This is a genomic window from Paraburkholderia kirstenboschensis, assembly GCF_032806925.1.
Lineage (GTDB): Bacteria > Pseudomonadota > Gammaproteobacteria > Burkholderiales > Burkholderiaceae > Paraburkholderia > Paraburkholderia kirstenboschensis.
This window is the reverse complement of record NZ_CP136512.1, coordinates 1799220-1818495: the sequence shown is the minus strand read 5'-3', so window position 1 is coordinate 1818495 and position 19276 is coordinate 1799220. Positions and strand designations below refer to the sequence as shown.

General features: G+C 61.0%; 17 protein-coding genes and 3 pseudogenes. 7 read left to right on the top strand and 13 right to left on the bottom strand.

The features are described from left to right. Positions 1-7 precede the first annotated feature (7 nt). Both RW095_RS16960 and RW095_RS16955 read left to right on the top strand, forming a co-directional pair. Entirely contained in the window at positions 8-646 is a 639-nt protein-coding gene (locus tag RW095_RS16960) for a hypothetical protein (protein ID WP_317017096.1), read from the top strand. 460 nt (positions 647-1106) lie between these two features. Further along, entirely contained in the window at positions 1107-2207 is a 1101-nt protein-coding gene (locus RW095_RS16955) for a porin (RefSeq protein ID WP_317017095.1), read from the top strand. A gap of 121 nt (positions 2208-2328) precedes the next feature. On the opposite strand, the gene RW095_RS16950 is transcribed toward RW095_RS16955, so the two are convergent. Genes RW095_RS16950 through RW095_RS16930 form a run of 5 tightly spaced genes read right to left on the bottom strand, consistent with a single transcriptional unit; the run spans position 2329 to position 6624 of the window. Further along, entirely contained in the window at positions 2329-3993 is a 1665-nt protein-coding gene (locus RW095_RS16950; RefSeq protein ID WP_317017093.1) for an ATP-binding response regulator, read from the bottom strand. 1 nt (position 3994) lies between these two features. After that, positions 3995-4987, bottom strand: a complete 993-nt coding sequence (locus RW095_RS16945; protein ID WP_317017092.1) for an ATP-binding SpoIIE family protein phosphatase — start codon at positions 4985-4987, stop codon at positions 3995-3997. Beyond that, on the bottom strand, positions 4972-5334 hold the full coding sequence (locus RW095_RS16940) for an anti-sigma regulatory factor (protein ID WP_020066791.1): 363 nt from the start codon (positions 5332-5334) through the stop codon (positions 4972-4974). Before RW095_RS16940 ends, RW095_RS16945 begins: the two co-directional genes overlap by 16 nt. Before the next feature lie 35 nt (positions 5335-5369). Then, positions 5370-5753, bottom strand: coding sequence for an STAS domain-containing protein (locus RW095_RS16935; RefSeq protein ID WP_020066792.1), 384 nt, complete (start codon positions 5751-5753; stop codon positions 5370-5372). A gap of 1 nt (position 5754) precedes the next feature. Continuing rightward, a complete protein-coding gene (locus RW095_RS16930; protein ID WP_317017089.1) occupies positions 5755-6624 on the bottom strand; it encodes an STAS domain-containing protein in 870 nt (289 codons plus the stop codon). A 343-nt stretch (positions 6625-6967) separates the two neighbouring features. Between RW095_RS16930 and RW095_RS16925 the strand changes: the two genes are divergently transcribed. The 3 genes from RW095_RS16925 to RW095_RS16915 all read left to right on the top strand — a co-directional run bounded on the left by RW095_RS16925 (position 6968) and on the right by RW095_RS16915 (position 9306). Then, complete coding sequence (locus RW095_RS16925) at positions 6968-7444, top strand: YsnF/AvaK domain-containing protein (RefSeq protein ID WP_317017088.1); 477 nt, start codon at positions 6968-6970, stop codon at positions 7442-7444. Positions 7445-7533: 89 nt separating this feature from the next. Beyond that, positions 7534-8406, top strand: a complete 873-nt coding sequence (locus RW095_RS16920) for a YsnF/AvaK domain-containing protein (protein ID WP_317017086.1) — start codon at positions 7534-7536, stop codon at positions 8404-8406. A 465-nt stretch (positions 8407-8871) separates the two neighbouring features. After that, a complete protein-coding gene (locus RW095_RS16915; protein ID WP_317017085.1) occupies positions 8872-9306 on the top strand; it encodes a response regulator in 435 nt (144 codons plus the stop codon). Positions 9307-9427: 121 nt separating this feature from the next. Here RW095_RS16915 and RW095_RS16910 read toward each other — a convergent pair whose 3' ends face one another. The 7 genes and pseudogenes from RW095_RS16910 to RW095_RS16880 form a co-directional block, all read right to left on the bottom strand. Continuing rightward, positions 9428-10771 (bottom strand): c-type cytochrome, encoded by a 1344-nt coding sequence (locus RW095_RS16910; protein ID WP_317019872.1) that lies wholly within the window; start codon positions 10769-10771, stop codon positions 9428-9430. Between the two features lie 5 nt (positions 10772-10776). Then, positions 10777-11280, bottom strand: coding sequence for a hypothetical protein (locus RW095_RS16905; RefSeq protein WP_317017083.1), 504 nt, complete (start codon positions 11278-11280; stop codon positions 10777-10779). 7 nt (positions 11281-11287) lie between these two features. After that, positions 11288-11886: pseudogene (locus tag RW095_RS16900) on the bottom strand (cytochrome c oxidase subunit 3). Then, complete coding sequence (gene ctaD, locus RW095_RS16895) at positions 11879-13870, bottom strand: cytochrome c oxidase subunit I (RefSeq protein ID WP_317017082.1); 1992 nt, start codon at positions 13868-13870, stop codon at positions 11879-11881. Before ctaD ends, RW095_RS16900 begins: the two are co-directional and overlap by 8 nt. A gap of 26 nt (positions 13871-13896) precedes the next feature. Continuing rightward, complete coding sequence (coxB, locus tag RW095_RS16890; RefSeq protein WP_317017080.1) at positions 13897-14922, bottom strand: cytochrome c oxidase subunit II; 1026 nt, start codon at positions 14920-14922, stop codon at positions 13897-13899. Further along, positions 14907-15892, bottom strand: a pseudogene (locus RW095_RS16885) (GMC oxidoreductase). The gene coxB and the pseudogene RW095_RS16885 overlap by 16 nt, the downstream one beginning before the upstream one ends. Beyond that, a pseudogene (locus RW095_RS16880) lies at positions 15882-16196 on the bottom strand (gluconate 2-dehydrogenase subunit 3 family protein); the annotation flags it as partial. The pseudogenes RW095_RS16880 and RW095_RS16885, both read right to left, overlap by 11 nt. Before the next feature lie 545 nt (positions 16197-16741). Between RW095_RS16880 and RW095_RS16875 the strand changes: the two are divergent. Both RW095_RS16875 and RW095_RS16870 read left to right on the top strand, forming a co-directional pair. Continuing rightward, entirely contained in the window at positions 16742-17986 is a 1245-nt protein-coding gene (locus tag RW095_RS16875; protein WP_317017079.1) for a sensor histidine kinase, read from the top strand. A gap of 272 nt (positions 17987-18258) precedes the next feature. Continuing rightward, the gene (locus tag RW095_RS16870; RefSeq protein ID WP_317017077.1) at positions 18259-18576 is read left to right on the top strand and encodes a hypothetical protein; all 318 of its coding nucleotides are present in this window, start codon (positions 18259-18261) and stop codon (positions 18574-18576) included. Positions 18577-18790: 214 nt separating this feature from the next. Here RW095_RS16870 and RW095_RS16865 read toward each other — a convergent pair whose 3' ends face one another. Further along, complete coding sequence (locus RW095_RS16865; protein ID WP_317019871.1) at positions 18791-19039, bottom strand: DUF1488 family protein; 249 nt, start codon at positions 19037-19039, stop codon at positions 18791-18793. Between the last annotated feature and the right edge of the window lie 237 nt (positions 19040-19276).

The window sequence follows — 19276 nt, the reverse complement described above, 5'->3', positions numbered from 1 at the left end:
CGGCAACTTGAGATTTGCGGAGCAAAGTTCCTTCGTTATATGTGCTGCTGCTTGCAGAACCTTCAATAACAACGCCGGGGCGCAACAGGACATTCATGATGACCGCGCCGCCGCCAGCCACCCGATAAACATCATGCGTCTTCGTTATATCGCTGCGGTTTGCGCAGCCTTTCCTTTGCTTAGCTGCGTCAGTGTGCACGACCACCGTACCGGGGAACAACAGTTGTCCGATCTACGCGCGGCAACCGACGCATTGGTCGGCACTTACGAAGTAGTGGACAGCCGGATGAACAACCATAACTTCACGAGCGTAGTGGTTCGGAAATCCATTGGCACCTACGGTCCAAACGTAGCAATGATGGTTGGCGCCTCTCAGGCTGCCGTCTTGTACGGCAGCAAGAAATGCCGTGGGTATGTTGCGCAAGCTGCGTCGGATGCATCCGTTATGTGCGACGCACCGGCGTACGGGATCAGTTTCTACACCCTCGGCCCAGTGCCGGACTGGGACCGAACGATCAGAAGCGGTGGCGTCATCAAATCGTTTTCGGACATGACAGTGCCGCCTGGCGCTCTTCTTCTGCAATACGACGAAAGCAGGACCGGTCGGGCGCATTATCTGGTGCTGGCGAAGAAAACGGCGCCGTAGGACGTTGACACCGGTTTTGTAGGCCGGAGCAGTTTCCCGATTGGAGCAGCCCCAAGAATCCTCCGGCACATCCATGCGGATTTATTTGCATGGAGCCACGCCCCGTAAAATACTTCGGACCCGGTAATTAATTTAGCCAAACGTTTGCGCGCCTGCTTTGCCCCGGAACAGCGCCCAACTGCAGGCAACTGATCCCAGGTGCGGCGGCAAAAAATGAGGAGCGGAAACGAATGCCCTTCCGGTAGCCGCCGAAAGTTTTTTTTCGGAAACTTACTGACGCTCGCGGTCTACCGCTAACAACCCCCAACACTGTTGCGAGCGGACGACACCTCGCAAAGAGTCAGCGTCCGTTTAATTTAACCGAAATATGATTGCGCCCGCGCCCACGAACGCGCTATCCCCGCGGGCCGCCGACCATACATGGCGACTCGCTCGATAAACAGGCACACGGAGATTCCCGGTGAATAAGACTATTACGAGCGCCATCGGCGGCGCACTTCTGGCCATCGCTGCGCAATCCGCTTTCGCGCAAAACTCGGTCACGCTGTACGGCATCGTCGACACCAGCATCCGCTATCTGACCAATGCGAATGCAAACAACGACAGTGAAGTCGCGATGGGCGTCGGCCCGATCACCGGCAGCCGTTGGGGCCTGAAAGGTAACGAGGATCTGGGCGGCGGCCTATCCGCGGTCTTCCGGCTCGAGAATGGTTTCAATCTCTGGAACGGCCAGTTCGCGAGCTCCGGCACGCTCTTCAACCGGATGGCCTATGTGGGCTTGTCCAGCAACAAGTACGGCATGGTCACGTTCGGCCGTCAGAACACGCCGCTGTTCGATCAGCTCGGCAACGTCTACGACCCGCTGACGGTTGGCAACTACGACCAGGATGGATGGCTGCCGGGCGCACTCGGCTATGGACTGCGTCAGAACAACTCGGTCAAGTACAGCGGCCAGTTCGGTGGTTTGAATGTGGAAGCCATGTACAGCTTCGGCGGCGTGGCAGGCAGCACCGGCGCGAACAACATGTATGGCCTGACGGCGTCGTACACGTACGGCGGCCTGTCGCTCGACGCGGGCTACCAGCAGAACAGCGACGCGAACAACCGCAAGTTCAACGTGGTCAACGTGAGCGCGGTCTACGCATTCAGCACGGTCAAGGCATACGCCGGCTGGCTGCACGCGCAGGACAACACCGGCATGGTCGACCTCTTCATGGCTGCGGCAAACTCGCCGGCAGCAGGCTGGACGACGCCGGTGACCAACACCAATCGTATCGACGACGGCTTCTATCTCGGCACCACGTGGCAAGTCACGCCGCCGCTGCTGCTGACCGCCGCGGCCTACTACGACCACTCGCGCAATGCGCTGAACGCTGATCAAACCACGCTTAGCCGGGGCACGCGCTACTCGGGCGTGCTGCTCGCCGAGTACTCGCTGTCCAAGCGCACTGAAGTGTATGGAACGGTCGACTTCATCCGCGGCACCGGCGCGGCAACTGCGGACTTCCCGGGCCGCAACAACCAGACAGGCGTCGCCGTGGGTCTGCGCAACATCTTCTAACGCCCCGGTCCACTCCCGGACCGCTGCCGGAGATGATGCATACGCCGGCGGGCGAGTGAAGCGCGGCATAGCTGCTCATGTGCCGGGTTTCACGGCAGCATGATTGCGGTGACGCGTGGAATTACCCCTTTGCCAGAAACTGCAAAAGCTCCTCGATGGCCACGGGCTTCGAGAAGAAGTGGCTAAACCCGGCCTCGGCTGCTTCAGTCCGAAACGGCGCAGTGGAATAGCCGCTCAAAGCAATTAATTTCAGCGTTCCCAACGCGGGCTTGGCGAGCAATGCCCTCGCCACGTCGAATCCCGACATATCGGGCAGGCCGAGGTCCACCACGCCGACCGTCGCAGGGAAGGTCTCCGCGAGTTGCAGCGCCGACGCACCGTCGTATGCGACTCTGCACTGGTGCCCATGCATGTCGAGCAGCGCAGCGAGGGCATCGGCCGAATCGCGGTTGTCGTCCACCACCAGCACGTTGTGCTCGACCCTCGCCCACGGCGTTTCCGCGCCGTCGACAGGATCGTCGCGGGTCGCCTGCGCCTCGACGACCGGCAGCGACACGACAACCCGCGTTCCCTTGCCGGGACCGTCGCTGTACGCTCTCACCGATCCGCCGTGATCGTGCACGAGCCGCTGCACGACGGTCAGCCCGATGCCGAGTCCGGCATCCTGCCTGCCGATTCCAATCGTCGCCTGGGCGAAGAGATCGAACACGTGAGGCAGCATGTCGGGATCGATCCCGATGCCGCGATCCGCAACCGCGATCGTAACCTCGCTGTCCGTGTTGGTGACCGTGATTGCGATGGTGTCCGGCTGCGGTGTGTATCGCGCCGCGTTGTGGATGATGTTGTTGAACACTTGCTTCAGCCGCGCGATATCCACGCGAACCGAGACAAGCTCCGCTGGATAGTCGATCCGTACTGTGTGACCCCGCCGTTTGATTTCGGCCAGAGCCATCTCGATCCCGCCGTCGATAAGCGAATCGATACGTACCACTTCAGTCTGAAGTTCGACCTTGCCGCGCGTAAGCCGTGACACGTCGAGCAGATCTTCGACCATCCGCGACAGTTGCGCAGTCTGCCGTGCGATCACAGCAAACGTGTGGCCGGACTCGCTCGTCCCGGCACGCGCTTCCAGTTCGAGCGACAACGATATGGCTGCCAACGGATTTCGCAGCTCGTGGGCCAGCATGGCGAGAAACTCGTTCTTGCGGAGATCGGCTTCCTCGAGTTCGGCACGCTTGCGACGAAGCTCTTCGAGCGCGAGAAGCATTTCGCGGTTCTGCTGCTCGAGTTCTTCAACGGGAGTCTGAGCTTTGCGCTGAGTGAGTTGGCCGACGAGCGCGCCGAGTGCCCGCACCGAAAGACGTGCCGTGCCGCGAGGCAGGAACATCTCGAGCGTTACGGTGGTACCTTTGCCCGCCTGCGACTGCACAAAGAAGCCATCCATCATGCGTTGACTGCCCGGGATACCCACCCCCGTGACGCCCGGCCGAGCGCTGGGATCGACCAGCAACGCATCGAGATTCGCGATGCCCGGCCCGTTGTCGCTAATTTGCGCGACCACGCACTGGGTCTCCGCCGCATCGGTGGCGTCGCCGACAAAAAAGGTCAGCATGCCGCCGCCGGCAAACTGCACCGCGTTGCACGCTATCTCGGAGACGGCGGTGATAAAGCGCGTGCGCTGCAAATTGTCGAGGCCGAACAGTTCGCCGATCTGACGTGAACGATCGCGCACCGTGACGAGGCTCAGATTGGAACTGACGGGCGTCGCGAGGATTCTGTGTCGCATGTCAAATCGCCTTTACGACAACGACTGTCGCGTCGTCCGCATCGCGGGCGAAGTCGCGGTGCAGCACGCTGGCGATCAGGCTCGGGTGCCGGTTCGTCAAACCGGGATGGCGGCTCAGATTCCAACGCGTGGACAGGCCGTCCGTGGTGGCGATGAACACACTGCCCGGTATCCAACGGGCTTCCCCCGGGCGAACGGCGCGCATGTTGTAGCCGACGGTGCCGTCCATGGAAAGCAGGTGCTGCGCGCTATCGCCGGTATGAACGACGCTCACGATATTACCGATGCCCGCGAACGACAGAACCGCGCTTGCGGGTTCGAATTTCGCAATCGCCATGACTGCGCCGCGCGTCGCCTTGATGCCGGAATGAACGTCGCGCATGACGTCCGCGGGCAGTGCGACCGGATCGGCTGCCATGAAAACGTCGACGGCACGGCGCGACGCCTCCGCCGCGAGCGGCCCATGACCGAGGCCGTCGAGCAATGTCACCCACATGCTGTCCGGCGTATGGCGCACGGCCCATGCGTCGCCGCTTACGTCCTGGCCGAGCTTCGGCGTGGACCTCGCGCCAACCTGAAAGGGGGAAAGCTTTGTGGCTGGCTTATCGGCAACCCGCGCGAACAGAGCCGTGCCGTTACCGGTGACCGAATAGATGTCGAAGAGCGCCGAATGACGGGCGATCGTTCCGAGACCGGCGCCAAGGCTGCCGCCCGTCGAGAATCCGTCGGAACACGCGGCGCCGAGATTGACGATACCCGGACCGCGGTCGAGTGCGATCACGTCGAGACTGCTCGCGCCGCCTTCCTCGGCACTCTTCAGCACGATTTCGCCATGCCCCGCGTACTTGAGGATGTTGGTGGCCGCCTCGGTGACGATCAGCGCGGCGTCGGCCTGCGCTTTTTCGGCCAGGCCGAGCGACTGCGCCATCTGAACCGCGCGCCTGCGCGCGTCTGCCACGCCGCTCTTGTCGGCCAGGGTTAGCGTCGTTTCCATTGAATGATGCTCACTTTGGTCCCCACGCCCACTGTCGACGTAATGTCGAACTCATTGACGAGTCGGCGTGCACCGCCTAATCCCAGTCCCATGCTTTTGGCGGTGCTGAACCCGTCCTGAAGCGCCCGCTCGATATCCGGAATACCCGGCCCCGTGTCTTCGAAAACGAGCTTGATGCCAATACGGCCGTCGCGCTGGACTTCGGAGATGGTGAGTTTGCCCCCTCGCCCGTGCACAAGCGTGTTTCGCGCAAGCTCGCTCGCCGCCGTGACGAACTTGGTTCGATCGAGCGTGCCGAAGGCCAGCCGCGTCGCCCACTCCTGAACCGTCTTGCGTGCAAGGTTCACCTGATCGGCCGTTCGAACCTCGAGGATGGATTCGCTTAAGGTAACGATGAGGGATCTCCCGCGTCTTCGAGCGACCTGCGCAGCAAGGCCATTCCCTTGTCCACGTCGAGCGCCGTGCGGATACCGTGCAACGACATGCCCAGTTCCACCAGCGTAATTGCTACAGCAGGCCGCATGCCCACCAGCACTGTGGTGGCGTCCATTACCCGCGCCATCGCTGCGATATGCCCCAGCGTGCGGCCAATGAAAGAATCGACGATCTCCAGTGCGGAGATGTCGATCAACACGCCTTTTGCATGCGTACGCTCGATCCGGGACGTCAAATCGTCCTGCAAGCTCATCACCAGCTCGTCATGCAGCTCTACTTGAATCGAGACGAGAAGGAATTCGCCGAGCTTGAGGACCGGGATCTGCTCCATCTCAGTTGTCCTGCTTTGCGGTAGCGATTTTTGTGACCGTCATGCCGACTCGTCGCAAAGCGATTTTCAGCGCTTCGGCGAGCGTTGCCTTCGTGACGACGTCACCGAGGTCGACGCCAAGGTGGACGATAGTTTGCGCAATCTGCGGACGAATCCCGCTGATGATGCACTCCGCGCCCATTAGCCGAGCGGCCGCGACGGTCTTGAGCAGATGCTGCGCGACCAGCGTGTCGACGGTCGGCACGCCGGTGATGTCTATGATCGCGATCGCCGCCTCGTTATCGACGATGGAGTCGAGCAGGCTTTCCATGACGACCTGGGTACGTTCGCTGTCGAGCGTGCCGATTAGCGGCAGCGCGACGATGGAGTCCCACAAGCGCACCACCGGTGTTGTGAGATCCAGCAATTCTTGCTGCTGGCGCTCGATGATCTGCTGGCGGCTCGCCTGATACGCTTCAATCGTGACGAGCCCGAGGCTGTCGAGAGTCTGAGTAAGCTTCCACAACTCGTCGCCGAGCGCTTCCAGGTTCTTGCCGAGTGACTTGCGCAATGCTTCGAACAGCGGCTTCTTCAATGAAAAAATGAAAGTGGCAGTTTCTACCGGGGAAAAGCCTTGTATCACGCGCTCCCGGGACAACGCAGTCAGATGAGCGCGGACCGCTTCCCAGGCCTCTCCGGACAACTGCTCGTCGTAGGCGCTTTTGACTGCGCTGGCAAACAGCGCGAGAAACGCACGCGATGAGTCGCGCACGGTAGCTTCCGAGACGACACCTTGGCGCACTCCGCCGGACATCTGCCCGGCCACCCACGCTTTCAGAACGGCTTCTTCATCTTTTTCAAGGATCGTTGCCAAGTCATTTTGTTCGGTCAAAGTCCGCTCCTGTATTCGTGTCAATTGGACAGAGCGACATCATACCTGCGGGCTGTCGGTTCCGTTCCATTCAACCCGTCCAATATGTTGGGCGGAACCACACAACGTGCTGACCGCTCGATGAACGTGTTTCCCTGACAAGCGGTGCGTGTGTCATCCCGCCGACGGGGCACGGCCCTTGCGCCCTCTGCATTGCTGCGCCGCGTGACATCGCGCCGGTTCGCATCGCCGGTAGACGCCGGAGAATTTCCGGCACACGCAGCCACGTGCCGCGGGTGGTGACCGTGTCACACCTTCACGCGTCCACCACTTATTGAACATCCGCTTCGCCTGGAGGCAACTGATGGATATGCCTGAATCGGCCAAACCCGAGGCGCAATCCGCCGACCGCGCGGAGCCGTCTGACGCACCCGATGCGTCCGACGAATTGCGCCTCACTGCCGTGCAAGAACAACTGAACGTTGACGTCGACAGAATCGAGACTGGTTCAGTCCGGGTCCGCAAGGTCATCCAGGAGGAGACCAAACCGGTTTCCGTCACCCTGCGCCAGGAGCACGTTGAAGTCCGGCGCGTGCCGATCAGTCGGCCCGTCGATGAGCGCTACGCGCCGCGGCAGGAAGGCGACACGCTCATCATTCCGGTCTTCGAGTATGTGCCGGTAGTAAAAATGCAACTCATGTTGAAGGAAGAGGTGCACGTAACGACCATCGAATCACAGCAGGAAGCAGTTCGCGAGTTCACTTTGATGTCCGAAGAATTAGTGATTGAGCGGCGGGAAGGCACGGACGGCGAGTGGAAACCAGAAACGGACACCGAATAGCGCGTCCTGGGAACGGTCGTTGCGCGACAGGCGACACGCGTTCCACTTGGACTTGCGTAGGACTGGTTCATTCTTTAGGGAGATCGGCAATGACTCACACTATCATCGGCGTATTCGATTCGTTCGCGCAGGCAGAAGCCGCAAAGAGCCGCCTGGAAGCAGAAGGCGTTGCGGCTGCGAACATGGCCGTCCATGCTCAGGACGCAGGATTCGGCGCGTCCGCCGCGACCGATACGGGCCTCGGGACGACACCGGTCCCCGCAGCAGACGTCACTGGCCACGAGCACGAAGGCGCAATGGGCCGCATCGAACATTTTTTCAAGCGGCTCTTCGGCGACGACGACCGCCCGGAAGAAGCCGGCCACTATCAGGAAGCCGTACGTCGCGGCGGTGCATTATTGTCTGTGGAGGTGAATGACGAGTCGTCTGTGGAGAGAGTGCAAGAGGCGTTGTATGCCGCGGGCGCTGTCGACATCGATTCGCGCGTCGCACAATGGCGCGGCGCGGGCTATGCCGGATACGACCGCAATGCGCCCGCATACACGAGCGATGAAATTGCTGCCGAACGCCAGGCGTTTCCGGTCGTACAGGAATCGCTCGAAGTCGGCAAACGCGAAGTGTCAACGGGAGGCGTACGCGTTTATTCGCGCGTCACCGAAACACCCGTTAGCGGAGCGGTTACCCTGCGCGAGGAGCACGCCACAATAGAACGGCGAGCGGTGGACCGCCCCGCAACTACGGCCGATCTGACCGAAAGTTCTGTCGAGGTTCGCGAAACTGCGGAGCAGGCCGTGGTCGCGAAGACAGCCAGAGTCGTTGAGGAAGTGGTGGTTGGCAAGGAGTCGAGCAGCCGCACTGAAACTGTCAACGATACAGTGCGTGGCACTGAAGTCGAGGTCGAGCGGGTGGAAGGGACCGACAAGACCGCGCGCCTCGATGAGGTCGGGAAGAAGCCCCTCTAACGTGTCGCTGGGAGCAAGCGGACAGTAGCCGCTTGCTTCGCAACGGATGGCCTTCCCCAGACATGCCGTCATCGGGCATCGACTCTTCAAAGAACGGTGAGGCCGGTTGCGAAATAGAGAGATCGAACCGGCCTTGCCTGCTCCCCAAAAAGACCGACGCGGTAGATGCCACTCCGACGCATTCAAACTGACGAGCCTGTGCCGAGCTTCCGGACGTACCGCCGCTTCGCTTCACCGAGCGCGTCTCATCCTCCGAGTTGCTGGACGTCCGCAAAGTCGGTCTTTGCGGTGCTCTCATTGCCGCTCCGTCGCGCCCTCATCATCTGGTTACCCTCCGAGTCAATGGAGTGCGCAACTCCTGCAGTTGGCCGTCTTAGCTCGCTGGGATCACGAGAGGTTCACTGTGCCAGCATGGACCATCGGGCACAGACGGTGCGTCAATAGGGGCGTACTGGAGCCATTCTCATGAACATTCCAAAGCTATCCGACCGGGCACCCCGGCCATGGACTGCGCGCCGGGTGCCGGTCAATGGAGCACGATTGCGCGTGCTCGTCGTCGACGACAACCACAATGCGGCCCTTGCGCTGGCCGCCTATCTGTCGCTGGAGGACCTGGAGTCCCGGGCTGTTTTCGGCGGCAGCGACGCAATCGAGGTCGGCATTGCATGGGTCCCGCACGTCATCCTGATGGATATTTCGATGCCGCACTGCAACGGCTATGAGGCGGCTCGCGCGCTGCGGCGCCACACGCGTACCACCGGTATTGCAATCGTTGCCCATACCGCGTTCGACGAAATCGAAGTGCGCCGGCATCTGACCGACAGCGTGTTCGATGGTTACGTGCAGAAAGGCTGGCCGCCCGGCCACTTGCTCGCACTCATCACAAAGCTCGCGCAGTGATTAAACGGTCCGACCGCAAGCTACGTTTCGCGAGCCCGGCGACGGCGGGCAGTGCGATTGAACGGCATTAGCGCATAGTCCTCCATGTTCGACGGCATAGGGTATGAGCCGCTCCCTGACTTCACTTGCTGATCTCGCTGCGCATGGTCGAGACGTCGCGCGTTGCAACCGGCCGGGCCTCGTTACCCCAGGCAGTGCGCACGAAGCTCAACACTCTGGCGATCTCTCTGTCAGTGAACTGATTCCTGAACGCCGGCATCTCGCGATGTATCGGTCCATTCAACGTCTGCGGACTGCTGCCGCCCTCGAGAACGAGCCGGATCAGCGACGACGTGTCCGACGCGAGTACTGCCGGATTGCCCGCCAGCGCCGGAAATTTTTGTGATTCACCGCGCCCGTCGGCTTGATGACACTTGGCGCAAAACGACATATAGAGTCCGGCCCCGGGGCGCTCCACCTCACCCGCCTTCAACGACACAGCCGTCTCCTGTACCTTCTGCGTGTTTGGCGTGTAAGCACCGGACGTCTCGCGCGCGGGGAGGCTCTTAAGATATCGTGCGACCGCGTTCAGGTCGTCGTCGCTGAAATATTGCCCGCTGTCCTCGACCACTTCCACCATGCTGCCAAATGTCACGACATGCACATCCACACCGTGGCCGGACCTGAGAAAAGAGGCGATGTCGCGCGGCGATAGACGCCCTAGTCCGGAACCCGGGTCGCCGGTGAGGTTCGGCGCGAACCAGTGATCGTTCGTTCCGCCTGTGAGGTACAGCTTCGACGACTCGTCGTAGCCGCGCTCCTCGAACCCGGGGCCACGAGGCGTGTGGCACGCGCCGCAGTGGCCGAGCGACTGCACGATGTAGGCGCCTCGATTCCATAGCGCGTCGTGCTTGCCGTCGGGAATGAAGCGCTCGTGCCGTACGAACGCAAAATCCCAGAAGGCCAGGCCCCAGCGCTGGCTGAACGGGAACGGCAATTTCGTTTCAGGCGGCCGGTGCGCGACCGGCTGCACGCCATGCATGATGTACGCGTAGAGGGCGTGCATATCCGTGTCGTTTATCTTGGTGAACGACGCATAGGGCATGGCCGGGTAAAGCCGCTTGCCGCCGGGGGCCACGCCGTCGCGCAGCGCGCGCTCGAAGTCGGCATAGCTGTAGCGGCCGATTCCGGTTTGCGGGTCCGGAGTGATGTTCGTCGAATAGATGGTGCCGAACGGCGAGCCCATCGCGAGGCCACCGGCGAACGGCGCGCCGTGCTTCGGCACGGTATGACAGCCAGCGCAATCGCCAAGCTTCGCGAGATATGCGCCACGCGAAATCGACGCGGGGTCTGGCAGTGCAACAGCATCATCGATGTCGGGCGAAGCTGGCTGCGCAAGGCTGTATGCGCACAGCCCGACCACCGTCATCATGGCGAGCGTCAGAACCAGGGCGGTGAACGCGGCGCGCGGCCGGATCCGTTTCATATCGGTCATCGCCACGCGCTGCAAGGTGAGACGAGCAGTACGGCCAATCCCGCCGTGACCACGCCGACGAGAAAGAGCAGGCTGAGTATGAGCCCTGCCATCGCGAGAAAACGTGTTCTCCCCGCTGCTGTGTCGGACTCGGAAGCAGCAGAATCGGGGCGGGCGCCGCGCGCTATCCGCCAGCTTCGCCACGCCACCCACACACCCGCGATACCGACCAGCAGCGCGACGATACTCATCACGTTCAATGCCGGCACCAGCCACGGCCATTGAGGCGCCGGGAGCGCAGTCCGATGCGGGAAACACGCCTGGGCGGCAAGCGTCTCGCCAATTTCCGTCTGCAACCCCCATGCTGCGGCTGCGCCCAACAGACCGAACAGCATCATCAGCGCCCCGCCACGCCGTGGATATGGGTTCAGACGTGCGGACGTGTTGCCGGCGGCTCGCCGCGCGGTCGCCGGGTCCGGCTCCGCGGGCGACTTCTGATAAAGCTCTGCGGCTAACATCATCGCGCTCCTAGAAAAGAAAAGGCGTGACGTACAGCGTGGTAAAAATAAAGAGCCATACGACATCGACGAAATGCCAGTAAAGGCCGCCGATTCTCAGCGCAGCACAACGCTTTTCGTCAAGTAACCCAGCGCTGTCCAACCCAGCAGGCAAGACAGCACGACAAGTCCGACTAGCACGTGGATCACGTGAAAGCCAGTGATCGTGAAGTACAGCGATCCGTAAATATGCGTCGCGATGCCGTACGGGTGGTCGTGCCACTCCTTCATCTGAATGCCGACGAAGACGACGCCGAGAACAATCGCCAACGCCATCGACGCCACTGCCCAGCGGATTCTGCGCCGGCGCACCAGGCGCTCGCACAACCAGACGAACACACTGCTCGAGAGCAGAACACAAGTATTGAGCGCGCCGATGCCGATCTTGGGCAGTCCTTCCGGTGGCCAGTGCATCTCGGTCTGCGAGCCGAGGTACAGATATGAAAAGATCAGATAGCCGAAGAGCGACGCTTCGGTGATGACCGTCGCCATCATGCCCCACCAGCCGCTCGATAATTTGCCTGCGCTGCCGACAGGAAGAACCGGCACGCTATCCGTGAGCTCACTCATGACCGGCTCCCGAATCCTGCACCGGCTCCGGTTCCCGCTGTATCAGCAATCGCTCGGGCCACAGCCAAAGCAGAATCGCCGCGCCGCACGCCGCCACCATGGCCCCCGCAAAGATCCAGGTGCGCAGCAGCATGGCGACGAACAGCAGCGCACTGAACAAACCGAGGAAAAACGGGGCGTAGGAATCTGTCGGCATCTTAAGGATGATGTCCGGCCTGGCATCGAGCGATGTCGTGCCGAGCGCCTCCCGGCCATGGTCGAGCAGGAACCCTTCATCGAGCTTTGAACGGCCGCCCTCTCCGATCCGGTCTTCCCACAGCGGATTGCGGCTCGCCACGACGGGCACGACAGCGAAGTTGTAGGGCGGGGGCGGCGACGGTACAGACCATTCGAGCGACGCGCCGTCCCAAGGATTGTCGCCGGCCGGCGCACCGCGCCGCAGGCTCACGGCCATGTCGATCAGAAAGATGAGAATGCCAATAGCGAATATGAACGAGCCGACGGTGGTGATCATGTTGGTCGTGTCCCATCCCATGTTCGCCGGGTAGGTATAGATCCGACGCGGCATGCCGAGGAGGCCCGAGATGTGCATCGGGAAAAAGCCGACGTTAAAGCCGATAAAAGTGACCCAGAACGACAACTTGCCCAGCCGCTCACTGGTCATCCTGCCGGTGAACTTGGGAAACCAGTAATAGATGCCCCCGAGCACGGGAAATACGTTGATGCCGAGCAGCACGTAGTGCAGGTGAGCCACGACAAAGTAGGTGTCGGTCAGCTGCCAGTCGAATGGCACCGCCGCGGTCATCACACCGGAGACGCCGCCAATCACGAACATCAGCACGAAGCCCGCGAAAAACAGGAACGGCACGCGATAGATCGGCCGTCCAAGCCAGATCGTTGCAATCCATGCGAAGGTGGCGACGGCGCTCGGGATCGATATCAGCGTACTTGCGGCGCCAAAGAAAGCGAGCGCGAGCGGCCCGATCCCTGTCGCGAACATGTGATGAATCCAGACCACGAACCCGATCATCATCGTGGCGACGGTCGAGATGGCAACGGGTGTGTAGCCAACGAGTGGCCGGCGGCAAAACGTCGGCAGCGCATCGGAAACGATGCCCATGGCCGGCAGCACGACGACATATACCCACGGATGAGCGAACATCCAGAACATGTGCTGCCATAGCATCGGCCGGCCGCCATCGGTGACGTCGAAGAAGTGCGTGCCGACCTGGCGGTCCAGCCACAGCATGAGAAACGCAAGACTGACCGAAGGCACCGCCACCAGGTTAGCCGCCGACGCAGTCAGCGTGCCCCAGACCAGAATGGGCAACCGGTCGATAGACATGCCCGGTGCACGCATGCGCAGTAGCGTAGCGACGAAGTTGACCGATCCAACCGTTGTCGACACACCGAGCAGCACCATACCGAGCGCGTAGACGTCGATGTTCGGTCCGGTGTTGTATTCGAGACTCGCGAGCGGCACATAATTGAACCAGCCGGCGTTGGGCGCCTGACCGAGCGGAAAGCTCGCATAGAGAAAAATGCCCGCGAAGAGGAAGACCCAGAATGACAGCGCGTTAAGACGTGGAAATGCCATGTCCCGCGCGCCGAGCACGAGTGGCCACAGGTAGTTCGAAAAGCCGGACAGCACTGGTAGTGCGTACAGAAAAATCATCGTGATGCCGTGCATCGTGAAGAGCTGGTCATACTGCTCCGGCGACAGCAGATGTGCGTTCGGCCGCGCAAGCTGTACGCGCATGATGAGCGCCTCGATGCCCCCCGCGATCAGAAAGACAAAAGCGGTGACGATGTAGCGCAGGCCGATCTGCTTATGGTCCACCGTCGAGAGCCAGCCGCGCCAGCCAGGTTCGCTTTCCCACAGTTCGCGCAGACGCTGCTCGCGCTGCGAACCTTCCGGCATGCGGCCGATTTCCGGTCGGCGTGCAAGCCGCAGGTCGGGCGTGTCGGGTGCAAGGTCGGCCATGTTCTTCCTTGTCGGATAGGGACGCTCTAGTGGAGCGTCGCGAGATAGGCGGAGAGCGCAGCGGCATCCTGCACGTTCAGCGTAAAGCTGGGCATCAGCGAATCCGGTTTTATCTGTTGTGCGTGCTGGATCCAGTCGAGCAGGTGCGTCGGAGTATTGGTCAATGTGCCCGCTGCAAGCTGCTGGCGCGAGCCCACATGCGTGAGGTCCGGGGCCTGTGCACCGGCCGCGTCGCTACCCCGTACCGCATGGCAGCCTGCGCAGCGATCCATGAAAAGCTTCTGACCGGTTCGCATCTGGCCGTCGGCCGGGAGAGCCGCCTGACGGATCTGCGTGCCACGCCACGCATCGAAATCCGCCTGCGGCTGCGCGATGACATCGAATGCCATGTGCGCGTGCTGCGGGCCGCAAAACTGCGTGCACTGACCACGGTAAACGCCTGGCGCGTCCGCCTCTATCCATTGCGTGTTGACCTGCCCCGGAATGGCCTGGGTCTTGCCGGCAAGGCGCGGAACCCAGAACGCGTGGATCACGTCCGCGCTTTTGAGACTGATCTTGACCGGCACGCCAACCGGAATGTGAATTTCGTTGGCTGTCACGAAACGATGCGCCGGCTCGGCGTCGTCGCCGTAGTCGATCTTCCACCACCAGTCGTACGCGGTGACGGTGATAGTCAGGCCCGGTGTGAGCGAAGGTTGCGCGACCGCCTCCAACGTGACGAGCGTGTAGAACAGCGACACCAGCAATGCGAGCGTAGATACGCCCACGCCGATGTAGACCCACCCCATTCCGCCGCCTTCCTTGCCCAGCACTCGCTGCGCGGTAGCCGGTCGCCGCCGCATAAGTGCGCCTGCCAGCAGGACAGCAATGATGACGACAACCGCGACACACATGGCAGTCAGCCCCCAGCCAAGATGCATGGTCGGTGTCGCCGCGGGGCCGGCGGAATGCAGGAAATATTCGAGAGGCGCTTCGGCGTGCGCAAGCGGCGCGGCAGTAAGCGCCGTCAAAAGTGCAAGCTTGCACCCGCTCGGAATCAGCGCGCGCCGCAAGACAACTCTCCACGCGCGGCGAGCGCTTCGATACGATCCGCGGTGCGGTAGGCGATCGCCTGAATCGTCAGCGACGGATTGACACCGCCTACGGTAGGAAACACCGAACCGTCGCAGATCCATAGGTTCGGTATGTCCCAACTGCGGCAATCGCTATTGACCACGCTCGTGCCCGGATCGTCGCCCATACGCGCGGTGCCGTTCAGATGGCAGGTATCGTTTTCCTCCTTCCAGATTTCATGTGCGCCCGCAGCCTGCAGATGCCGGTCCATGAAGTCGAGCGCGTGCCTCACGAGGCGCTTGTCGTTATCGCACAGTGAATACGTGACGCGGGCGATCGGCAGGCCGTATTGGTCTTTCTCGTCAGCGAGCGTCACGCGGTTACGCTCCTGCGGCAGGGTCTCGCCTACGATCTTCAGGCCTGCCTGGTGATTGTATTTCCCCATCTCATGAAACCCCACGGATAATTGACGGGGCCGGAGATTTTCAATGCGTCTTCGACCCAAGCGTAGTAGTGCCACATCTCGCGCCAATCGAGCGGCCAATCCGCGCCGTAACCGAGCTTCGTGCGCGCCTTGAACCATTCGGGCCGAAAACGCAGCGACACCATTGCAAAATGCACGGTGCTGCCGCCGACCGCCTTACCGCTGTTATTTTTGCCGAGGCGCAGTGGGGTATCACCGTCGACGATGCGCTCGTCGGTCCAGTAATCCTTCTCCTGATGCGTTTCGTCCGAGGCAAACTCTTCGAGTGGACGCCACCAGGCGCCGGCGTCGAAGGCGACAACCGAGAAGCCCTTTTGCGCGAGCCGGCACGCCAGCGTGCCACCGCCCGCACCGGTGCCGACGATCACGTAGTCGACGGCTTCGTTCTGCGGATACTGCCGCATAGGCAGCCATCCGCCGGCCCGGTGTACGTCCGGCGCCCGGCCGTCCTTACCGCGAGGCGTGTGCAACGCGTCATCGAACACGTTCGTTCTCCTTGCGGGCCTGGTCTTCGCCGCCCGGCGCGGCTTCGACCGCTTCCCACGGATCGCGTCTTCCGGCGACCAGCCGCACATAGCCGCGCGGACTCGCGGGCCCGCCAAAACCTATCTCGCTCCACGAAGCAGGATGCGAGTAGTACGCGCCGCAAATGTCGTGCAACACCCGATCCGCAAAGAAGAGTTGCGGCGGCATATCGCGCCAGGCAGCGTGGGTCAGCTCTGCCTTCTGCATTTTGGTAATCAGCGTGTCCTGCTCGCAGTTGTCGAGCTGATGAAACAACAGGTCATATCACAACGTGATGCATTGCAAAATTCTTGCCTGGGACCGCGAGTAGCCTCTTGCGGCGTGGCGGCTTGCGGCAAGCGCTTGTTTCGGCTTCGCATGACGTAGCGGCTGAGTAAAGCCCTGCGTTGCGCTTGTAAAAACCGTCGAACGATGTAACTTCGATGGAGTATGCGCTCACCGCACGAGCCGTAGGGGCGTCGTTGCGCTGCGGAGGTGGTTCAGGTTTAGCGACTGCGCCGGACGCATAGCCGGGCTCAATGTGATGCGAGCTCTATTCGCGCTGCGCAATCTTTCCCTATCAGCCAATTGGCACCGACGCTTATCAGCTATGCTCGCCGCTGCCTGCACGAGACCTCGGTACCGATCGCACGAAATAAAATGTAAGGATTTGAGCGATGCTGCCAGTGTTCGGAGCATCTCGACTCGTCTCGATGGTTGATCATTGGCGACAGTTGAGCTTTGCAATGCCGCGTCGCCCCGCATCTTTCGAACGGAATACGCCCTCTAACGCGGGCACGCCACTTTCAAATAGAACTGAAGAGGAACCCGTGAACAGGTTGATTCAACCAGTCATCATATTGGCTGCCACACTCAGTTCAAGCATCGACTGCGGCGCGATGGCAGTTGCTTCGCAGCATTTCGGCCTCGCAGGATCGGACTCGGCCTATGCTTCGCAGCAGGACCAGGTACGGCCGAAGTTTCAACAAGCTGACGCGGGGAAGCGCTCATCTTCCCAACTATCGACGTGGATCTCCGCGGCGCCGCCCGCTGTGGCGGTTGTTGAACGGCCAACGCTGGTCAACCTCCGGCAAGACCAAGGTGAGGCTCTGGGTGCCCAAGCCTGGTTCCCCTCTCCGGACCACCAATATTGGAACCGCCCAACCACTTCGCCGGATGACTCGCTCTCGTTCGAAAACGCGCCCACGTATCTGCGTTGGGACTGCATTGCGTTCTCGGCATGGTCCATTGTCTTGCTGTCTATTGGTTTCGGATTTGCAGCGAGCTGGGCAATAGGGCGGCCGCTACGCAGTCTGTCGACAGCCTTCAGCAAGGTTGGCAGCGCATACCGTTCCCACGAAGTCATTCCGGAAAGAGGCCCAAAGCAGTTACGGCAACTGGCGCGGATATCCAACCAATTGCTCACTCGCCGCATCGACTCAAGTGCAGAGCAATCGTCTACCCTCGCGGCCCTGGAACTTCATCTCGAATCGCACGCGGCCCGCCTGCGTGAGCGTGCACTTCTGGTGAAAGAATGGCAGAAACGCGTAGCGCTCGTAGAAGATATCGACCTGTTCTCGCATCTTGCCAAGCAGTTCGTCGAAGGGACTTGGTCCTCAACCAGGCGGCATACCGATCTGTGCGTGGAAGCATTCATCCATGATCGATTCGTGATGACAAGCTCGCTGGACGCCGACCTGTTCATCTGCACTTTCGAGGCGGGCGCAGGATTCACGCTGCCGCGCCCGCTTCTGGAGCGCGTCATGTTCAATCTGGTCGACAATGCGCTGGATCATGGAATTCCGCCGATCGAAATTAGAACCTCGCGAACGCGTGCCGAGTGGATATTGAGCATAAGGGACCACGGTGCAGGAATCACGCAGTCCAGGTTGGCAGATGCAACTGCAGCGTTCGTACGCCTCGGCAGCGGCAACGAAAGCGGACGTCATTGGGGACTGGGGCTGGCTCTGGTCAAAAAACTCGTCGCAAGCGCGGGAGGCCATCTTATTCTTGGCAATCATCCCGGCGGCGGACTGATAGCGCGCCTGGTGTTCCCGAGAGGCGAACGGATATAGCCGGCATGTTCTCGTCTGCTGACAGGATCGGGAATCAGAAATCAGCATGATTTCGGCTGATCTCGCGAAAGATCGACTGCCGGCAACTTCGAAAGCGAACCGGATCTGCACGCCGCCGTGCAATGTCTCCACACGATGTGCCCTCGACCGGGTAAACAGCCGCGCCACAAGCAGACTTCCATCACCTTGCGCCTCTGCACCGACCGATAGTTGAAGCTTCCTTTACACAACAGGCCTACACTGAAAGGAGTACAGATCTGAGGAGCAAAGCCATGGTCGAAGCTACCCCACAAAGCACCTTTCACGGCCTTCCATTGACTCCGGAGCAGGATGCAGAGGTCAGGCATTACATAAAGAGGAAAACGCAGCACGGCACGCCGTGGGACACGGCGGAGTTGAAGGCCATGCTTGACGACATGCTGCAACCTCCGAGCGACGAAGACGGAGGATCGGGCGCAATTGTCAGTGAAACCAGGGCAGCCACGGAGCGCGCGACAGCTTCCGTCGACGAGGCCATGGAACCCATCGAGGCAAGCGAGGAGCGTCATGCTGCCGCCGAAGCGGAAGGAATGAAGGGATTCCGACTCTAAGTATTAACCCGTGCGGCCAGTAGGCTGGCGCGATCTACGGTTCAAAAACTGCATGAAAAGCTGTCGTGGTACTCCGGTCCGATCCCAAAGCGGACCGGGGTCCAACACATCGAGGTTTCGATCCGTTCGCAGAACTGCCCGGCAGTGTCGTGAGCATGCGCCCACCCGCGCCCCGGAGACTGATAGCGAATGTCGGCAGAAGTATGAAGCCCCATCAAATCGAATAGTGATTTTGTGGACCGCGGACATACTGCGTTTTCGCAATTTCCAGTAGTTTCTCGCGATATTCGTCGAATGCCACGAGAACCGACCGTTCGTCGGATCCGAGTGCCGGCTGCATACCTTTTAGCGTTGCGCAGTCAACCTGAAACGTGATTTCCCGGGAATCGTCATATCCCCAGAAAAGTACGCAATGCCGCACGGGATCGTAGCTACGGCTCGGATTCGGAAAATGGAGAGCCACGACTAGTCCTTTGCCGGCTTCGCTGAATATCGCCACTTGTCCGCGGTAGAGTCGATAAATGAATAACTGACGCGCCTTTGTTCTGCCCGGTTAGCGTCGGCCGCCTCGAACGCCTGAGCCTGCGCCCGGCGGTCCCGGTGATAGGCGGTCTCATTCGCCGCGGGAACAACGAGCTTTTTTATTTCTGATCGCATGATTACCTCTGAAAGACCGGTCCATCTAATGCCACCGGTCTAT